The organism is Leptospira yanagawae serovar Saopaulo str. Sao Paulo = ATCC 700523, assembly GCF_000332475.2.
GTDB lineage: Bacteria > Spirochaetota > Leptospiria > Leptospirales > Leptospiraceae > Leptospira_A > Leptospira_A yanagawae.
Genome location: NZ_AOGX02000022.1, coordinates 57,726 through 75,331, shown reverse-complemented (window position 1 = coordinate 75,331; position 17,606 = coordinate 57,726). Strand labels below are relative to the sequence as shown.

14 protein-coding genes and 1 pseudogene are annotated in these 17,606 nt (G+C 39.9%); 11 read left to right on the top strand and 4 right to left on the bottom strand.

All coding sequences use genetic code 11. From position 1 onward, the window contains the following. Nucleotides 1-21: 21 nt before the first annotated feature. The 3 genes and pseudogenes from thrB to LEP1GSC202_RS11325 form a co-directional block, all read right to left on the bottom strand. Nucleotides 22-975, bottom strand: coding sequence for a homoserine kinase (gene thrB / locus LEP1GSC202_RS11335; protein ID WP_015677907.1), 954 nt, complete (start codon nt 973-975; stop codon nt 22-24). A 34-nt stretch (nt 976-1,009) separates the two neighbouring features. Then, the gene (locus tag LEP1GSC202_RS11330) at nt 1,010-2,581 is read right to left on the bottom strand and encodes a phytoene desaturase family protein (RefSeq protein WP_015677920.1); all 1,572 of its coding nucleotides are present in this window, start codon (nt 2,579-2,581) and stop codon (nt 1,010-1,012) included. A 63-nt stretch (nt 2,582-2,644) separates the two neighbouring features. Then, nucleotides 2,645-3,830, bottom strand: a pseudogene (locus tag LEP1GSC202_RS11325) (acyl-CoA dehydrogenase family protein). A 373-nt stretch (nt 3,831-4,203) separates the two neighbouring features. Here LEP1GSC202_RS11325 and LEP1GSC202_RS11320 point away from each other — a divergent pair. Then, entirely contained in the window at nt 4,204-5,676 is a 1,473-nt protein-coding gene (locus LEP1GSC202_RS11320; RefSeq protein WP_039928952.1) for an HD domain-containing phosphohydrolase, read from the top strand. Here the strand turns inward: LEP1GSC202_RS11320 and LEP1GSC202_RS11315 are convergent, their stop codons facing one another. Then, nucleotides 5,677-7,029 carry an adenylate/guanylate cyclase domain-containing protein gene (locus LEP1GSC202_RS11315; RefSeq protein ID WP_015677859.1) on the bottom strand — a complete coding sequence of 451 codons (1,353 nt, stop codon included), beginning with the start codon at nt 7,027-7,029 and terminating at the stop codon, nt 5,677-5,679. An 84-nt stretch (nt 7,030-7,113) separates the two neighbouring features. Between LEP1GSC202_RS11315 and LEP1GSC202_RS11310 the strand changes: the two genes are divergently transcribed. From LEP1GSC202_RS11310 to LEP1GSC202_RS11265, 10 genes are all read left to right on the top strand, one after another. Continuing rightward, the gene (locus LEP1GSC202_RS11310) at nt 7,114-7,950 is read left to right on the top strand and encodes a hypothetical protein (RefSeq protein ID WP_039928909.1); all 837 of its coding nucleotides are present in this window, start codon (nt 7,114-7,116) and stop codon (nt 7,948-7,950) included. 17 nt (nt 7,951-7,967) lie between these two features. After that, entirely contained in the window at nt 7,968-8,267 is a 300-nt protein-coding gene (locus LEP1GSC202_RS11305) for an LIC10362 family protein (RefSeq protein ID WP_039928908.1), read from the top strand. Nucleotides 8,268-8,335: 68 nt separating this feature from the next. After that, complete coding sequence (locus LEP1GSC202_RS11300) at nt 8,336-9,097, top strand: electron transfer flavoprotein subunit beta/FixA family protein (protein ID WP_015677893.1); 762 nt, start codon at nt 8,336-8,338, stop codon at nt 9,095-9,097. Between the two features lie 10 nt (nt 9,098-9,107). Beyond that, entirely contained in the window at nt 9,108-10,067 is a 960-nt protein-coding gene (locus LEP1GSC202_RS11295; protein ID WP_015677931.1) for an electron transfer flavoprotein subunit alpha/FixB family protein, read from the top strand. 74 nt (nt 10,068-10,141) lie between these two features. Continuing rightward, entirely contained in the window at nt 10,142-10,672 is a 531-nt protein-coding gene (locus LEP1GSC202_RS11290) for a LolA family protein (RefSeq protein WP_051125344.1), read from the top strand. Nucleotides 10,673-10,674: 2 nt separating this feature from the next. Further along, entirely contained in the window at nt 10,675-12,642 is a 1,968-nt protein-coding gene (locus LEP1GSC202_RS11285; protein WP_015677925.1) for a hypothetical protein, read from the top strand. Then, nucleotides 12,642-13,610 (top strand): tryptophan--tRNA ligase, encoded by a 969-nt coding sequence (trpS, locus tag LEP1GSC202_RS11280; protein WP_015677923.1) that lies wholly within the window; start codon nt 12,642-12,644, stop codon nt 13,608-13,610. Before LEP1GSC202_RS11285 ends, trpS begins: the two co-directional genes overlap by 1 nt. 48 nt (nt 13,611-13,658) lie before the next feature. Then, a complete protein-coding gene (locus LEP1GSC202_RS11275; RefSeq protein WP_244147716.1) occupies nt 13,659-15,482 on the top strand; it encodes a ComEC/Rec2 family competence protein in 1,824 nt (607 codons plus the stop codon). Continuing rightward, nucleotides 15,436-16,314, top strand: a complete 879-nt coding sequence (rsmA, locus tag LEP1GSC202_RS11270) for a 16S rRNA (adenine(1518)-N(6)/adenine(1519)-N(6))-dimethyltransferase RsmA (RefSeq protein WP_015677900.1) — start codon at nt 15,436-15,438, stop codon at nt 16,312-16,314. The genes LEP1GSC202_RS11275 and rsmA overlap by 47 nt, the downstream gene beginning before the upstream one ends. An 18-nt stretch (nt 16,315-16,332) precedes the next feature. After that, the gene (locus tag LEP1GSC202_RS11265; protein ID WP_015677854.1) at nt 16,333-17,577 is read left to right on the top strand and encodes a sterol desaturase family protein; all 1,245 of its coding nucleotides are present in this window, start codon (nt 16,333-16,335) and stop codon (nt 17,575-17,577) included. Nucleotides 17,578-17,606: the final 29 nt, after the last annotated feature.

The window sequence follows — 17,606 nt, the reverse complement described above, 5'->3', positions numbered from 1 at the left end:
ATTCGTTCCTTATATCCAATTTTATTTAATTTGGATCCTAACTCCAAGTCCGTCTGGTTTCACCCGACGAAATTTGTAACTGATTCCAGCATCCAACATAACACTCGCTACCTTCTTTTCCAATTCGTTTAATTTGGTTTTTAAAGATTTTCTCTCTAAAAATATGAGTAAACTTGGTCCCGATCCGGATAAACAATACCCAATCCCTTCTTGTTTTAAAGTGTCTGCTAAGGGAAACAGTGGTGAAGAATTTGGGATTCTGTAAGGAGTATGCATTTTATCTTCGAGCCCAACCAAAAGATCACCAAACTTACGTTTGTCTAAAAAATGCATCCAGGCCCCAATTCGAGATAAATTAAAAATTACATCGGATGTCACATAATTCTTGGGGAGGGTTTTTCTCGACTCTTCTGTTGAAACTGCAAATTCCGGTGTGAGAACAAAAATAGCAACTGATGATGGGAATTTTTTACGAAAGTAACGAATTGGTTCACCGAATGTGGAATATGCAAAAACAAAACCACCGAGGTATGCAGGCAATGTATTATCGGGATGGCCTTCAAACTCAGCTAAAAATTGAGTAAACTCTTGTTCCGAAGGCAAAGATTCTTTTTCCATTCGTTTATGAACTTCCCTCGCAAGAGAAAGACCCGCCACGATGGCTGAGGCACTCGATCCAAGTCCCCCTTTTAAAGGTAAGGAAAGTGTCATTTTACAATGATAAGGTGGAGGAATCAATTTTGGTGCAAATTTTGAAAAATAAGAACGATATGCCTCTTCCACTAAATTTTCTTTTTTGGTGAAGGGCAGAAGATCACCATTTTTCATTTCTGTTTTGGTTTCCGTAATTTCTTTGGAAAATTGGAATTCAAATTCATTATGAATGCCAAGGGCAAGGCCCATTAGGTCAAAACCAGGTCCTAAATTGGCGGATGTTCCTGGAACTTGGATGAGAATCTTAGGTAGGCGAACCATCGTTTCGCCCAGGCTCTTAGATTCGGTTCGAAAATCAACCTCTCTTTCTCATATAGAATTGTTCCACTGCATGCAAACCCCCAAGCACAACGGCAGGGATCCCTTGCCCTGGATACACGGTGTCACCAGTTAATAAAAGATTGGGATCTTCGGAACGATTGGATACCATCCGAAAAGGATTGAAAAAATAGGAGGAAGGGATACCTCCCACTCTCCCCCATTTTCGCCCTGTCCATGTCCGCCACGTAACAGGTGTTGCAGAGTGAGTAAAAACAATCTTTTCTCGTAAAAACCAAGGAAAGGTTTTTTCCAAAGCAGAAATGATAATGGATTCAATATCTTTTTTACGTTTGGGGTAACTTGTATCTCGTTTCCAAGTTTCAGGATTCGCAATATGAGTCGAAATAGATAGGATCCTTGTTCGGTTCTTGGTCCGAATCAAATCTTCGGGATGAGACAGAGAGACAAACACAGAATGACCACCACCATAAGGGAGTGCTTGTTCCAAATGGATTTGGTGGTGGAGGCATCCATCCTTCCATGTGCTTTGGTCCATCTCCACTTCGATGGCAATTCCCATTGTAAATGCACCCCAAATGCCCACTTCCATAGATTTTGCTTTTGTTTGCAGTTGTGGTAAGGCATCTGTAAGTTCGACAAGGTTCCAAATCGGAAGGTTTGATACAAGGATGGGAGCGATGAAAACAGAATTGTCTCGATTTTTGGAAGTCACTTCCCAATGAGAAGATCCAACTGAGAGTTGATATCCATTCCCATCTATCGATTGTGAGTTGGTAAATTCAACTTTGTTCGTATGGTCCTTTTTGGTAATTTTACTAACTTCCTGTTTCGTTAAAAACTCACCACCAAACTCTCGTAATCTGGTAATTAGAACATTTGAAAGTTCCACCATCCCACCTACAACGATATAATTTTGTAAGTTTGGATACGTAAGACCTGCCGCGGCCATGGCGAAAGGAGATTCCTTTGCAATAGTTTGGTTTGTGATGAGAAGTTGTTCATCTAAAAACCGATTCCATTCCTCATTTCGATGCAAAAACAAAATCTTTTGCACAAAACGGACAGATACCAATGAAAAACAAAAAACAAGAATATCAGATGGACGAAAATTTTTGAAACCCTGCCAGACATCTCGAAGATTACGAAAAGGAAAAAATTTGTATCGGCCTGACAAATCCCAAAGTTTATCCGCTATAAAAAAACAGATTTTCCAAAAGAAAACCATACGAATTCCACCACCAAATACGCGTAAGGCTTCTCTTGTCCACAACTCTCTATCTTTGTACCTTTCAATGGTTTTACCATTCAGGTGGACGATCATGGAACGTTTGATGGGAAGGATGGGAAACTGGACCTCAAATTCTTTTGTAAGCCGATCCATTGGGTAACCTTTTTCAAAGCCCACAAGGGTGGTGGCACCTGATTCAAACACAAATCCCTTTTTTAGAAAACTAGAGGCAGACCCGCCAGGTGAAATTCCTTTTTCCAGGACTAATACTCGTTTGCCTTTTTTTGCAAACGAAAGAGCGGCACTTAGCCCCCCAAGTCCCGAACCAAGGACAATTACATCCCATTCTTTTTCCATGTAACCTGTAGACTGTTATTGAAAATCGAATGGGAAACGTTTTGTTAAGAGTTTATGTAAAAATCACTCGGACCAAAGTTTTTTTAAATCACTCGCGATGTTTTTTTTGCATGGCTTCATTGGTTCCTCCACCTATGCTCAAAAGGATCGCATCCCTGTGCAACCTTTCCACTGGATACTCACGGCAGTAACCATATCCACCTAATACCTGTATGGCATTTCTAGACACTCGTTCTGCCATTTGAGTGGCAACAAGTTTTGCAGAAGCAGCACCCAGTGAATTGCGGACATCAGGACCGAGTTCACTTGCCACTTGGTAAACCAGTGCCCTCGCTGCTTGGTAGTCTGCATACGACTCTGCGACCAACCTTTGGATTTGGCCAAATTCCATTAGCTTTTTCCCAAAAGCTTCTCTATGGCGAACAGTATAATCACACATAATATCCACACAGCGGCGTGCGATGCCAAGTGATTGTGCAGCAAGTGTTACACGTTCAATCTCCAAATTCCGCATCATGTGTGTGATGGCTCCATTTTCTTCGCCCAACAAATTTTCTTCGGGGACTTCCATATCTTCAAATACAAGTTGTGTTGTCGGAGAGGAACGCATTCCCATTTTTTCTTCTTTTTTCCCTACCGAAAAACCTTTGTAAGACGACTCTATGACAAAGGATGTCATTTTCTTTGCGTTTTTTTCTAATTTCGTATACAATACAAATACCTGTCCAACGGAACCATTGGTGATGTATTGTTTCACTCCATTGATGATATATCGATCTCCTTTTTTCACGGCGTGGGTCGCCATACCCAAAACATCAGTCCCAGCTCCAGGTTCTGTCATCCCCATTCCACCTATCCATTCACCGGTGATCACTTTGCTTAGATAACGACTTCTCTGTGAAGGATTGGAACTATAAAAGAAATTATTCACAAATAGAACTTCGTGAGCCAAATAAGATAAAGTAAAACCTGGATCAAAACGACTCATCTCCTCATGGATGATCACTGAAGCAAGAGGATCGAGTCCATGCCCACCGTCTTCTTCCGGTACAGTGATACCAAAAATTCCAAGTTCCGAACCCAAACGTTTGAATAAAATTTCATTAAAGGATTCTGTTTCATCATTTTCTTTCGCTTGGTCATCGAGTTCACGTTCTGCAAAAGAAGCAACGGATTGTCTTAAGCTTAAGTGGTCTTCTGTTGGATTGAATAAATCATAAGAGGATTTTTTGGTCGTAACAATACTCATGAGGAAGATTTTCTCGTACTTTTCCTGAAACTGTAAACGAAAAAATCAGAGAGAAATGCACTCGTTGGCATCATTTTGTTTCAAAAACGAACGCTACCATTCTGATCCAATGGACACTCTCTCATTTTTTTTAGGAGATAAACTAACGTATATTAGTAGATATTTAGATCCTGACACATCTTTTCAAAACATATTACATTTCATTCACGAAAGGAAACATCTACTACTATAGTTTAGGATTACTACCTACGGCAATTCCCTAAAACATAAAAATGAAATTAAAAATTTAGGAATGAATTTACAATTTAAAGAAGAAACACCAATATCGCTTAAACATTCAGAAAGTTTTTTCCAGTCGAATGAGTGTAGAATCATGAGCATAAACGATACAAATATAGTACCCAGAGAAAAGCTCGCCAAATTTGAGTTAACCGAAGAATCATTAAATAGTTTTCGGAAAAACCAAAACATTCCTCTTGATTTGTACAATAAAGACGGCCAAATTTTAATTCATAAAAAAAGAAATCCCACCGAAGCAGACTTCGGTAAACTCCTTAAATTTGAAATGCAAGGGGTTTACTTTCTCATCTCAGAACTGAAAAAAAATAAACCCAACGGAAATGAAAAACAGTACTTAGAACCTGGACGAACTACAAAATTATTTGATGTAGAAAAAACAGCTCGTTTCGCCAAACAATCTCAGGCGCTTATCGAAGATTTACGAAAAACTTCCTTTTCCTCTGACCAGGCAGTTTTTGTACAAAACTCCGTAAATGAACTGCTAACCGATTTTACTAGTAACCCAGATTTTGAACTTGGGATCTTTAATATCTTAGAAATCTTAAGTGTTGCTGGAGTTTCTGTAGAATCAGAACTTATGACAAAACGAACTGTAGTAGCAATGGGAATGAAAGTGCGAACACGAAAGATCGTTAACGAAGGTAAAGAAGAATCCAACAAAAAAGACCATCTAAGTCTTATGATGGCAAGTTATTTGATGGATGTTGGTTACTCAAGACTTGAAGTCAAACAAACTCCGAAACTCACTAAAGAAGAATACGCCGTTGTACAACAACATCCGATCATCAGTTACTTAATGACACTCCCTGCGCCAGAAGTGGAATCTCATGTTAGAACTCTCATCTTAAATCATCACAGACCTTATCGTGGCAATGGGGTGAATAATAATTTCCCAGACCCAAGGTCTCTCTTCACCAAACTCATGTCAGTTCGAGATAAATACAATCGTGAAGTGGGAAAAGAAAGGATCACACAAGACATCGAGTTACAATTGCACTTACAAGAAAACAATGTTACTTCATCCAGTTTCGAAGAAGATATTGCAATTTTGTCTTTGGCAAGTGAATACGCATCCCTCACGTCAAACCAACCTTGGAGGCCTGCGTTTAAATCATCAACCGCTCTTAAAATGATTTTAAACGATTCATTTTTCTCCTATAGTAATAAAAATATCCGCCACCTCCTCGATTATGTTGGAAGTTCCCTTACAAATAATGAAAACATCATCAACTTTGGGGATTTTGTGATCACGGCTTCAGTAGACTCGGAGAGACGTGCCCATTTTGATATTTGCCTTGTCCTTGATGTGGGTCGTTACCAAACAAGACCCAAACTCCAAAGGATCTGTAGCATCAATCCTGTGTTCCAAAAAGGGATCAAATTCAAAATTGCAGATTTCGATTTGAAGAGTATCAAAATTGATCGAAGAAAAGCAATTATGGATTTAGCCTTACAAGCAGGAACCACTCGTGTGATTTATACGATTGATCCAGAGTTAAACCCCGCCTTACACGAAGCCGTGTATAAATTAAATCTCAATTCTTAATTATGGGTGGTTCTTAACCGAATACAAATTGATTTTTTGTTCCCTTCCTGGTAACAAAATCCCTTCGTTTTTTACCCACTCGTTTGGTTTTCCTATCTCATTCCACACAGTCTCGGAAATTAAAAGTGGAGAACCTATGGTTTTACAAGCTGATTCAATTCGTGAAGCAGTGTTCACTGTATCACCAATCACTGTGTATTCCATTCTTTCTTCAGAACCAATGCTACCGCAAAACACTTCACCAGAATGGATACCGATTCCAATTTTGATTTCCACCTGTCCTAAAGTTTTTCGTTCCTCATTCCAAGATTTAAGTTCCTCTAACATCGACTTGGCGGCAACCACTGCATTTCGCGAATCTTCTCCTAAAATTTCTGAAGGCAGCGGTGTTCCAAATGTCACCATGACAGCATCCCCAATGAATTTATCCAAACTACCTTTGTTTTGGAAAATCACACGAACCATACGCCTTCGAAACTCTGTTAAAAAAATTGATAATTCTTCAGGATCAAGAAGTTCTGAAAACTGAGTGAAACCACGGATATCACTAAAGAGCACTGTCACTTTTTGTCGTTTGCCTTTACCTAACACCTCTGGGTCCGAAACAATTTCAGACACCAAATCAGGAGAAAAATAACGAGATAGAGTGGTTTTCTGTGTCTCGGAGGCCGCAAATTTAAGTAACATCCTTAAGGAACGGAAGATGGCATATGAGATCGCAAACACAAGGATCAAATAAATGACAGGTTTGGAAACAAGGGCATCTAAAAGGATGATTTCATCACCTAATACATAACTATGCCAATCCAAACTGACAATGGCATCAGGATCATGTAATGCTGCGGCGATAAATCCATAATAACTAATCAAAAAACAAACAAAAGAAAACACAACGAGTGAAAATCGGTATTGAAAGAGACACAAAGACAAAGGTAATAAATAAAAGATCATGAGTGGAGTTTTCACTAAAAAATTGGGATTTCCATCTCCCTTGATCCAATACCAATTGAGAATAGTCATGGTAATCAATACATTGTCCACAAGGAGACTTATGTAGTCATATTTTGTTTTCCATTTACTTTGTTTCTTTTTCAGAATATGCAAATGTATAAATGTATTGGTAAAATATACTGCAATTGCAATGAAGTTGACTAAATGACCCCATATCGTTTCAATATGACTCACATTCGCAATCGCACTCGCAATCAGAGCAAATCCGATTACATAGCGAAACCGAACTGCAAATAATGCGCCCATCGCCTCTTCTTCGAAAAGGAGTTCCGACATGTATTTGGGAAATTGGTCACGGATACAATAGACAGATTGGACGGCATTACGAATGGAGCGGAACATTGGCATACAATTCAGACTGTAAAAGTTTTTGTGGCAAGGGAATTTTCTTTTTGCCAAAGGATTCCGAAACAGGATAAATGAACTATGTTCCAATCAAGGCAAACAAGTGGAACGTCCCATTCTCTCCTTTTGATTTCATATGCATCATTGGATGTGGTCAGTTCTGTTTTTGCCAACTTTTGTTTTTTTTCTACCCTCTACCAAATCCCATTTCGGATTCCACTGCTTCTTTATTATTTAGTTTCGGTATGGGTGTTGTATCTTTTGGACCACCTTTGGGATGCCAAAAAAGAAATGGATCCAATCAGAGAAAGGTCCAAGTTTTTCCTGCGCCACCAAACAAAGATCGAGTGGTTGATTGGAATCTCATTTTTTGTTTCGAGTTCACTTGGAATCTTCTGGGTAAGGGATTTTGTATTCGAAAACCTAATGTTTTTCCTTTCGTTTGGAGCCATCCTCCTTTTGGTTGTGAAAGGAATTTCGCCGGTCCCAAAGGAACTCTTGGTTTCCTTTTTTTATACTTGGGGGATTCTCCTCCCCTTTCCCTTTGAAAACAACCACAGAGAAATCACCTTCCTCTTTTTCCTTCATGTATTTGCCAATGTTTTGTTCACTTACAACTTAGACCGAGACCTGGATCGAAGGCAAAACACAATGGTTTTTAGCCGATTTCTCTCATACAACGGAATGAACATTTTGTTACGGATTTGCCTCATCTTGGGATTTTTTTTCCTATGCTTCACTGCATTCTCGAAGACAATCTCATATCCCTTTGGATTGGCACTGGGTACTTCTTATGTTTGGCTTTTCGTTACGACCTTCCTTCCATACAAAACCACCACCCTTAAATCCTTGGCCGAGCTTTCCTACCTTCCGATGTTTTTACCTCAGATCATTTTTTTCTTCTCTGGACTCCCCTAAAAAATAAGCTTGGGTTTATGTTCTTTCTTTTCTTGCATCTTTTCCTATTTCTACTCTTTAGCTCGCTCTACTGGTTCCGGTTTCGTTCGCTTGCGGAGGGACCAAAAGGGAATCTCCTCCTAGAAGTTCAAAATGCCAGTAAAGATTGGAAAAAAACACCCCACCAAGTCCTCCTCATCGCGTTTCTCTTGTTTTTACTCCTCCCTCTCACTGTCGGGTTTCAGTTTTACCTCAGGTCCGATGCAAACGTCCTTGTGGTCATCGTTGGCATCATTTGGGCTTATAATTGGTCCAAATACAGCTTCTTTCGAGAATAAATTACTTCCCTTATGACTTCCCTCTCGTTTTCTGGTCTTAAGGTAATCCACGAAAACGGGGTTAAGGAATGAAAATTGTTGTTCTAGTAAAGCAGGTTCCGGATACGGAAACCAATATCAAGGTCGGTGACAAATCGATCAACGAAGCTGGCGTAAAATGGATCATCTCTCCTTATGATGAATTCGCTATCGAAGAGGGAATTAGAATTCGTGAAAAAAGCGGTGGAGAAGTCATCGCTGTCTCCCTCGGTCCGGACCGTGTCGTAGAAGCACTTCGCACTGCCTACGCTATGGGAGTCGACAGAGCCGTTCATGTAAAAGTGGATGACTATGTAACGTTTGATTCTACATACACTTCCGAACTCCTTGCTAATTTCATCAAAGCAGAAAATGCAGATGTAATCATTGGTGGTCGTCAATCAATCGATACTGACAGCTCACAAGTTGTGGTTCAAATTGCAGAGAGATTGAATGTCCCTCACGTAGCTATGGCCCTCAAACTTGAGTTTGACGGTAAAAAAGTAACTGCCACTCGCGAAATCGAAGGTGGAACTGAAGTTGTTGAAACTTCTGCTCCTCTTGCAGTGACTGCACAAAAAGGTTTGAACGAACCAAGATACCCAAGTTTAAAAGGAATCATGTCTGCGAAGAAAAAACCAGTCGATGTGAAAAAACCAGAAGAACTCGGTGCTACTGGTTCCAAACTCGAAGTAGTATCTCTCGAACCACCTCCTCCACGTATCGCTGGTCGAAAACTGGAAGCAGCAGATGCACAAGGTTTTGCATCTCAACTTGTAAAAGCTCTTCGCGAAGAAGCGAAGGTCATCTAAGGAGACGAACATGGCTGATGTTTTAGTAGTTGGTGAATTAAAAAACGGCGAACTTAAAAAAATCTCAAAAGAACTCACTTCTGCAGCTCGTAAAATTGCGGATGCAATCGGTGGTAAAGTTCATACTCTCATCATCACTGACAACGTTGACGCGTTTGCTGGTGATTTGAAAGCAGTTGGTGCTGATGCAGTGATTGGTGCAAACCTCGGTGAATTTTCACCAGAAGGTTATGCAAACGGAATTTTTGCCGTAATCCAAGAGAAAAAACCTGCAGTGGTCCTTATGCCACACTCCGCGCAAGGAAAAGAATACTCTGCAAGAGTGGCGATCAAAGCAAATGCGGGAATCGTTGCGGATGCAGTGGCTCTTTCTGTAGACGGTGGAAAAGTAGTAGCAAAAAAACCAATTTACTCTGGTAAAGCTTACGCAAACTTTAAAGTTTCTTCTGACATCCAAATGTTCACTGTGCGTGCAAACTCACAAGAAGTAACTCCAAAAGACGGAGCTGGTGCTGTTGAAAAATCGGGAGCTTCTGCTGGTGAAGTGAGAACAAAATCACTTTCCAAAGACCTTTCCGGTGGAAACAAAGTGCAGTTAGCGGATGCTTCCATCATCGTATCTGGTGGTCGTGGGATCAAAGGACCAGAAAACTGGCCTATCATCCAAGACTTAGCAGACACTCTCGGTGCAGCACTCGGTGCTTCTCGTGCAACAGTAGATGCGGGATGGATTTCTCACTCCCACCAAGTGGGCCAAACAGGTAAAACTGTCTCCCCTAACTGTTACATCGCTTGCGGAATTTCCGGAGCCATCCAACACTTAGCGGGTATGGGATCTTCCAAATACATCGTTGCGATCAACAAAGATGGAGATGCTCCGATCTTTAAAGTAGCAACCTATGGTGTTGTCGCTGATTTGTTTGAAGTAGTGCCTGCACTCACTTCTGAATTCAAAAAAGTATTGGGTTAATTCCCAATACGAACCATCTTACTTTGAGAAATTTCCTTCTCAAAATCCAGATTGTTCTCCTTTTCTCTGCCCCAATGGTTTCCCTTTGGGCAGAGGATGGACGAGACCGTCTTAACGCCGTCATCGGCAGAATGAACTCCCTTGAAAGTTTTCGCGCTTCTGTGACCTTAAATGGTGGCCTAACCGGTGTCGTTTCTTACAAAAGCCCAAACCAACTCCATGTTCGGTTCAGCGACGGAAGGATCATTTCTTCCAATGGCCGTATTTTATGGTTTTACAATCCCGATTCCTCCATTGCAGGGAAACAAGACCTAAAAGGTGTTTCAGGGGGACTTGGTGGACTCCTTTCCGGGTATGAAAATGTAACGGTGAGTGGCAGAACATTTCGCCTCACATCGACTACCAAACGTTATAATGAAATCATTTTGGTCGTCTCAGATAACGACCTCCCTCGTGTACTCAAAATGAAACGTTCCGACGATGAAATCACTGAAATTGCTTTTTCTGGCATAGCGACCAATATTGGTCTCGGAACAGGACTTTTTAACTTCCAACCACCCACAAGCTCACAGATTGTTGAGAACCCTCTCAACCAAAAGGAGTGATTGTGACACCAGTCTCGCGTACAGAAGCCCACCGCGTGTTTGCGGATTTGTACCGTAAAACCCGGACACCCGAACACCAACAGCTCATCGATGAAGCGATCTTAAAATCGAATGATGTCTTCATCCGTATTGATCTCATTCGTAAAGTTGACGAAGACTACGAAAACAAAAACAAACCTAAAAAAGAAGAAAACCGCGATCGAGGTTTACCAGAAAAGGAACAACCCCGAAGGGAAGTGATCTCTAGGCCCTCTACACCCGAACCAAAACCCAAACGTTCGAGTGACCTCGTTACCATCGACAGCGCCAAACAAAAACAAAATCCTGGACGAAAAAAAGGCAACGAACAAAAACAAGGTGGTGGTCTTCTTGCTGGTTTATTTGGTGGAGGGAACAATGCCAATAGTTCGATTGCAAAATTTGCGAAAGAAACCGGAACCATTGACATAGGATTGTTCGGTCGTAATCCATCCATTTCTAATAATGTAGAAAAGATTTTCCGTGGGCTCAAAGAAGATGTCCTCATACCTACCATCCAAGCCCTTCGTGTTTCAGAACAACAAGGTTGGAGGATTTGGACTCCACTCGTTTACAATATCATCAATAATTTTAATAAATTCTTTAATGCATTTGCATCACTCGATGCACTTATCTTGGATAAAATTTCAGCAGACATCTTTTTAGAACGATCACTTAAGATGCAGATGTTTTACGTACGTTTTTTGCAGAGAGATGATGCGAAAGATATTATTTTATCCAATTTACCAGACATCGTTAAAATGGATGATAAACTCACACCAAAACTAAACAAAATCATGGAAGGTGTGAACTATGCTCTAGGTTTAGAAAACAACAAACCAAAGTTATCCGATGCAATTACAGCGTTTTACATTGTTGCCAAAAAGAAAATGTTTACTTGGCCTGAGATTGTAACAGACTTACGTGTTCCACCCATCCAAGAACACAAGTTCCAAGCAGCTCGTGAAATCCAAAAGGAAGTGGAAATCACCGTAGCAAAAATTTCTGACGACATCAATACAAGAACGTTTAAAAAAGAAGAACTGCAAAACTTAAGATCACGTTACTTTTCAATTGATGATAAAGGTAAAATTAGTTTTGATTTTTTAAACCAAGTGGTTGACGACTACATGGCACACCACATGCCAGAATCGGCAAAAAGCCAAACGGTAAAAAATAGTTATAAATCACAACCACACAGGCTTGTTTATTTATTACTCCGTGACTTACAAACAGTTTATGTGAATTTAATTGAAGGATACGTGCGGTTAGGTGATAAAAACCAAAACCAAGAACTCCTCATCATCCAACCGGGTTTGTTTCGCAATGAAATCGACGAACTCAATACCCTCGTTAGGACCATTGATAATTTTAACAAAAAATTCCCAAGTTTCCAATACAGTTTCCAACAATATGGAATGGATTATAGCACTGGCAATGCTGCGAGTGACCAAATTGCTGGGCCCATCGTGCAGGCTCTCCAAGAAGCTTCCGAATTTTTTGGAAGTTTTGCTGGAAAACTCAATATCATCATCGAAAACCATTTGATGGCCAAAGTCACCGAATCTAAAGGTAAGGCGAATGATAAAATCGCTTCTACAAAAGACAAAGTCATTGAAGAAGTAAAAATTGCACAACGATTCATTCCTCATTATGACAAGGCAGTAGTTGCAAAAGAGCGAATCAATGGCATGAAAGTGGAAGATGTGTTTATGCAATTTACAAAGTATTTGTATAATTATGCTGTGATCTTTAAAGATCCAACCACAACATCCAAACTCACTGCTCATAGAAAAATAGAACAAGAGCTCATCAAATTAAACAAAGAATATGAGAGACTAACTTATTCTACTTTTAATGGCGAGGGAAATGAAGAAGATAAAAAAGACGAATCAGTTGAAAATAAAAATACTTCAGATCCTATTGATCTTTCTGATACGAAAGGAGAATGATGAGAGTCCTTACTGGTTTACAACCTTCTGGGAAATTACATTTAGGAAATTATTTTTCAGCGATCAAAAAAATATTGGATTACCAATCCAAAGAAGAGTTATTCCTTTTTATAGCAAACCTTCATGCTCTCACTACTTTTCGTTCCAAAGAAGAATTAAAGGAATACACTTTAGGATGTGCAATCGACTTACTGGCGCTTGGTGTTGATCCAAACAAAACTGTGTTTTGGGTACAAAGTGATGTGCCTCAAGTCACAGAACTCACCTGGTACTTATCTCAATCGATCACTGTCTCACAATTACAACTTGCCCATTCCTTTAAAGACAAAGTGGCAAAAGGGTTTGTTCCGGGAGCTGGACTTTTTACGTATCCCATCCTGATGGCAAGTGACATCTTACTGTTTTCGGCAGAAAAAATCCCTGTGGGAAGAGACCAAAAACAACATTTAGAATTTGCACGTGATATTGCCGAAAGGTTCAATACACAATTCGGTTCCGTTTTAACCATCCCAGAACCTGATATTGACGAAAACACTGCAACGGTTCCTGGAGTGGATGGAGCTAAGATGTCTAAGTCTTACAACAATACCATCGACTTTTTTGGGACAGAAAAAGAAATCAAAAAGAAAGTGATGTCGATTGTGAGTGATTCGAAGGCCATCGAAGAACCAAAAAATCCCTTAGAATCAGTGATCTTCCAAATCCATTCCTTGTTTTTATCTGAGACAGAAAAAGAATCCCAAAAACTAAAATACACAAACGGTGGAATTGGATATGGGGACCTAAAAAAAGACCTTTTAGAATCGGTCCTTTCACATTTTGCCCCTTTCCGATCCAAACGAGAAGAACTCACACAAAACTTAGATTATGTGCATTCTGTTTTGAAATCCGGAAAGGAAAAAGCAAAAGAAGTAGCCGAAAAAAAATTAAACGAAGTGCGTAACACACTCGGCATCTACCCTTTCTAAATTCTAAGAGACCAAAACTTAAATTTACAACCTCATTCACTTGTGAAAGTGAACGCAAAACTTCTACCGAGTTCTTCGTTTGGTTGGTTTTGTTTTGGCATCTGTGCCTCAGCTTCTCTTTTTAAATTTGGTTCATTCATCCCTGGATTTTATCTCATCGCATTTTCAGTTTCGGTTCTCTGCCTTTCCATCATCTTTGTTTTCCCTCCACTTTTCCCCAAAAGATGGGAGAGGCGAATTCGTTCCTTTGCCATTGCCTCGTTTGTTTTTATTTTATTTGCGGATACGGGACAAGTTTCTTTGCCAAGACAACCCAAACCATGGTTTCGATCGATTCTCATCGATACTTGCAAACAGTCCCCTCTTTCCCCGTTAGAACAGAGAATTGTCATTGGTTTAGTAACTGGTTCCACAAAAGAAATTCCGAAAGACTTTAAAGAAATTGCCAAAGAATCAGGAATCCTTCACCTCTTTGCCGCTTCTGGATTGCACTTAGGTATTTTTATTGGTAGCATTCAATTTTTTGGAAATCTTATCTTTGCCAAAAGAAGATGGATTTCAATTCTCCTATCTTTGGCCCTCGGATGGTATTATTTGTATCTTTTAAATTTCCCCGTTTCTTTTGTCCGGGCATATTGTTTTGCGTTTTTTACCTTATTGTCCTCCATTTTCTATCGCAAAATCGCTGTTAGTGATTTACTCATCATCTCATCGGCGGGAATTGCTTTTTATTTATTTTCAGATTTCTTAAGTATAGGATTTTTACTCTCGTTTGGAGCTGTATTTGGAATTTTTTATCTCAAACCATGTTTAGATCAAATTTTGATGCCAAATTCTCATTCATTCATTAAAGAAAATTTTACACTAACAATCGTTTGTTCCCTTTGCAGCTTTCCCGTCCTTGTTTATTATTTCCATTCCTATTCTTTTGGAGGGATATGGATCAATTTTTGTTTGGTACCTTTGGCTGGAATTTTACTTCCTTGTATTTATATGACAATTTTTATCCAATCAATCCTTCCAGATCAATTGGAAGGATTCGTTTCTGATTGGATTTGGACACCAACTTCGTATTTCCTCTCTTTATTTTTACAATTCTTTCAATTCCTATCAACTCGAGGGAGAGGTTTTCGATTTTGGGAAGAGTTTACAGATTCGTTTGTTCTGTATTCTTTGATTCTTATTTTTTTCACATGGTCCGTATATCGATACAATTTACACCAAAAAACAATTGTAAAGTGGATTCTGCCCATCCTACTCATTTCATTTTTTCCCTTGGTTTATTTTTATCCGCATTCAGGAAATTTACCAGTTTTTATCCAAAAAGGGAAAGGTTATTTTTCGATTACGATACGAGATCAATTTTTCTTATACGGAAATTGTTCTACATACAAACGTTTGGAACTTCCAAACACCAAAGATAAAATTCAAACAATTTTATTTGAATCCGAATCCTGTTTACAAACTGTCCTTAGGCTAAAAAAGAAACATGGAATCCAAAACACCATTTGGTATGACAAACTCACTTCCCCGTTTCAGCCAGTTTTGGAAAAAGATGGAATCCAAATCCAATCTTCACTCCCACTTGGGCACACCATCACAAGTGAACTTAGCCTGCTTCGCTTTGATGGCAATCCCAAGGAAATTCAATCCCTATTACGTTCTTTACACGAAATCAAAAGAAAAAATATGAAAGAAAACTGGAAGGGAATCTTGGTTTTGGATTTCCCTCCATGGAAAAAAAAGGAAGCGAAAGAATGGATCACCTACCAAAAACTACTTGGGATTTCTAACGCCTGGGAAATCTTCATCGTTGAGGATCATTTTGAAATCCCCTTACTCCACAATCTCACAAATCCAAACCTTCTTTGAATCAAAAGGAATCCGTGCCCAAAAAAAATTTGGTCAAAATTTCCTTATCGACCAAAACATTGTGGATTACATTGTCAATATCGCAAAACCTTTGTTTACTGAACCAGAGATTACACTGGCAGAGATTGGAATTGGACTTGGGACATTAACCTATCCTATCTTAAGCCTACAAAAAGAAACCGATCTCTTCGAAATTGATTTTGCATACATCCAACTGGCAAAGGAAGAAATTTTACCAAAATTTCCAAATGCCCATCTTTATGCAGGAGATGCTTTAGAGAATTTATTCCATATCTTTCCCAAACGAGTATTTGTTTTTGGAAATTTACCCTACCACTTGACAACGGAAATCATCAGTACCCTTCTCATCCACTGCCGGATGTTCCAAGGTGGAATTTTTATGGTGCAAAAGGAATTTGCCGAACGCCTCGCGAAAGAAACATCCTCCTTATCTGTTTTTTTATCTGCGTTTTGTGATGTAAAATACCTCAAAACTGTTCACAAAAATTGTTTTTTCCCGATTCCAAAAATCCACTCCGCTTTGATTTTACTCACACCCAAATCAGAAAAAAGCAAGAACCATTGGTCCCCGCAATCTGAGGAAGAAGTGGCAATCTGGTCTCGGATGTTACGAACCCTTTTTTGGGGGAAACGAAAGCAAATCCAAGTCAGTTTACGAGAATCTCCGTTTTCTGATGACCCGAAATTTCGGGAGGCATTGGCGGAAGCGATCTCCCTGTCTGCCATACCTCCAACCAAACGACCAGAAGAATTGAACCAAGAACAATTTCTGAATCTCGGTCAACATTTGCTTGACATTTTGTCAAAATGATGTCAAATCTATACCGCCATGTTCGAGAATTTCACAGCTCCCAAAATTGTTACCTTCGCCATACCAGTTTTCTTTTTATTGATTGGGATTGAGGTATACATTGGTTACCGAAAAAACAAAGACTTATACCGGTTGAATGATTCCATTGCTGACCTAAGTACAGGGATCATCTCACAGATCTGGGGCCTCTTCCAAAAAGGGATTGGACTCTTCGCCTATTTTTATATCTACGAACACTTTCGTGTTTTTGAATTCGCTATGACGAACCCTTGGGCTTGGGTGCTTTGCATTGTTGGTCAGGACTTTTGTTACTACTGGTCCCACCGTTTGGCTCACGAAGTGAATTTCCTTTGGGCAGGGCACGTCATCCACCACCACAGCGAAGAGTACAACTTAGTGGTTGCTCTTAGACAAACGGGTCTTGGCGGACTTGTTTCTTGGATCTTTTACGTGCCTTTGGCACTCATCGGGTTTCACCCTTGGATGTACCTTGCCAGTGGACAAATCAATTTGATTTACCAATTTTGGGTCCATACCAAGGCCGTTGGCAAAATCGGAAAGATTGGAGAATACATCCTTTCCACTCCGTCCCACCACCGGGTGCACCATGCGATCAATCCGATCTACATCGACAAAAACCATGGGGGAATCTTTATCATCTTTGATCGGATGTTTGGCACGTTCCGAGAAGAGACCGAACCATGTGTGTATGGAACCGTAAAACCCCTTCGGAGTTTTAATCCAGTATATGCCAATTTCCATTATTACTGGGAACTTCTGAAACAGTCTTTCCAAGCAGAATATTTCTTAGACAAAATCCTTGTGTTTTTCAAACCTCCAGGTTGGATCCCAAGGCAAGGGCAAAAACCCGCCGGATTTTTACCAATCCCTGAAGTGAGTCCCACAACGTTCCAAAAGTATGACCCAAAACCTGCATCGGAAGTGAAAACCTATACGACCACTTGGTTTGTTTTGGTTTTACTTCTCTCCTTTGCCTTTTTACTCTTTGTTCCAAAATTCAGTTTGGTATCACAAATCCTTGTGACGGTTTGGGTGACACTCTCTCTTGTTGCCATCAATGCCTTAATTGAAAACAAATCTTGGGCGGGAGCCATGGAAATCACCAGATTACTCTTCGGGTTTTTGGTTTTGGGTTACTTTGATGTGGGATGGGCCTACTATGCCATAGGGATTGTTTGCCTTGTTGTGGCTGGGATTTACCTCTACCGAACTGGCCAACAGAAAACCCAAGTCGTTTCCTAAACAAACTTCGTGAAACGAATCGATTGCAG